The sequence below is a fragment of the Mycobacterium sp. TH-M15 genome, from assembly GCF_057473705.1.
Map to the genome: position 1 here is coordinate 1 of NZ_JBYCLB010000155.1, position 1633 is coordinate 1633.

Sequence of the window (1633 nt, forward strand, 5' to 3'; positions counted from 1 at the left end):
ACGGCGCCCAAACCGTGCTGTAGCGCCGCGGCGTGGCAGTGCCGGCCCGCCCGGTCGGCAGGCGATGATGCGCCGGTGGCTGAACTGACCCGACGGACGGTGTTGCGGCTCGGCGTCGGTGCGGCCGCCGGGGCGTTCGCGGTGCGAACCCTGGGCGGGGCCGCGGTATCGTCGGCAGCGCCGTCGCCGCTCCCGCTGGACACCCCCGACCCGGCGGCGGTGGGCGTCGCCCGGCCCACCCGGGAATCGGGCTCGTTCGTCTCCGCCGCCCGCGGCGGGGTGGAGACCAACTGGATCATCGCCCGCCCGCCCGGCCAGACCGGGCCGCTGCGCCCGGTGATCGCGCTGCACTGCAAGGACGGCGACGCGGCCTGGGTGATGGACCTCGGCGTCGAGGAGGAGCTGGCGAAGCTGACCGCCGCGGGTCGGCCGCCGTTCGCGGTGATCAGCGTCGACGGCGGCAACACCTACTGGCGCCGGCACAGCTCGGGCCAGGACTCCGGCGCGATGGTGCTGCACGAGCTGCTGCCGATGCTGGCCAGCAAGGGCATCGACACCTCCCGGGTGGCGTTCATGGGCTGGTCGATGGGCGGCTACGGGGCGCTGCTGCTGGGCACCCGTCTCGGCCGGGCGCGCACCGCCGGCATCTGCGCGATCAGCCCGGCGCTGTACCTGACCTACTTCGGCGCGCCACCGGGTGCGTTCGACAGCATCGACGACTGGCGGACCAACTCGGCCTACGACCTGGTGCCCCAGCTGTCGTCGTTTCCGCTGCGGGTCGACTGCGGCACCGGCGACAGCTTCTACTACGCCACCCGCCAGTTCGTGAGCCTGTTGAAACCCCCGCCGGCCGGCGGGTTCACCCCCGGCGGCCACGACGTCGAGTACTGGCGAGCGCAGCTCCCCGCCGAGCTGGCCTGGCTGGACTCCTGACCGGCGGGGTCAGCGGCCGAACCGGCGCAGCCGCAGGCTGTTGGTGACCACCAGCACCGACGAGCAGGCCATCGCCGCGCCGGCGATCATCGGGTTGAGCAGCCCGGCGGCCGCCAGCGGGATCGCCGCGATGTTGTAGCCGAACGCCCAGGCCAGGTTCGCCCGGATGGTGCGCAGGGTGCGTGCCGAGAGCCGCAGCGCGGTGGGCACGGTGCCCAGGTCGCCGCGGACCAGGGTCAGGTCACCGGCCTCGATCGCGGCGTCGGTTCCGCTGCCCATCGCCATCCCGATGTCGGCGGTGGCCAGCGCCACCGAGTCGTTGACGCCGTCGCCGACCATCGCCACCCGCCGCCCGCGGGCCTGCAGCCGCTTGATCACGTCGGCCTTGTCGGTCGGCAGCACGTCGGCGATCACGTTGGCCGGGTCGATCCCGACCTCGCCCGCCACCTTCCGCGCCACCGTGCCGCCGTCGCCGGTGAGCAGCATCGGGGTGATGCCCATCGCCTTGAGCTCCTCGATCGCCGCCGCGCTGCCCGGCTTGACGCTGTCGGTCAGGGTGATCACCCCGCGCACCCGGCCCAGCCAGGACACCTCGACCGCGGTGCCGGTCTCGTGCGCGGCCGCCGACGTGGTGACGTCCACGTCCACCGCGTCGACCACCCCGGTCACCCCCTGGCCGGGCCGGGCGGCGAAGTCGGTC

General features: G+C 74.2%; 2 protein-coding genes. One reads left to right on the forward strand and one right to left on the reverse strand.

The features are described 5' to 3' along the window. Positions 1-75 precede the first annotated feature (75 nt). On the forward strand, positions 76-933 hold the full coding sequence (locus tag AC2VNT_RS03730; protein WP_486945575.1) for an alpha/beta hydrolase: 858 nt from the start codon (positions 76-78) through the stop codon (positions 931-933). 9 nt (positions 934-942) lie between these two features. Here the strand turns inward: AC2VNT_RS03730 and AC2VNT_RS03735 are convergent. Further along, positions 943-1633: HAD-IC family P-type ATPase (locus AC2VNT_RS03735; RefSeq protein ID WP_486945576.1), on the reverse strand; the 691-nt coding region annotated here is incomplete at its 5' end.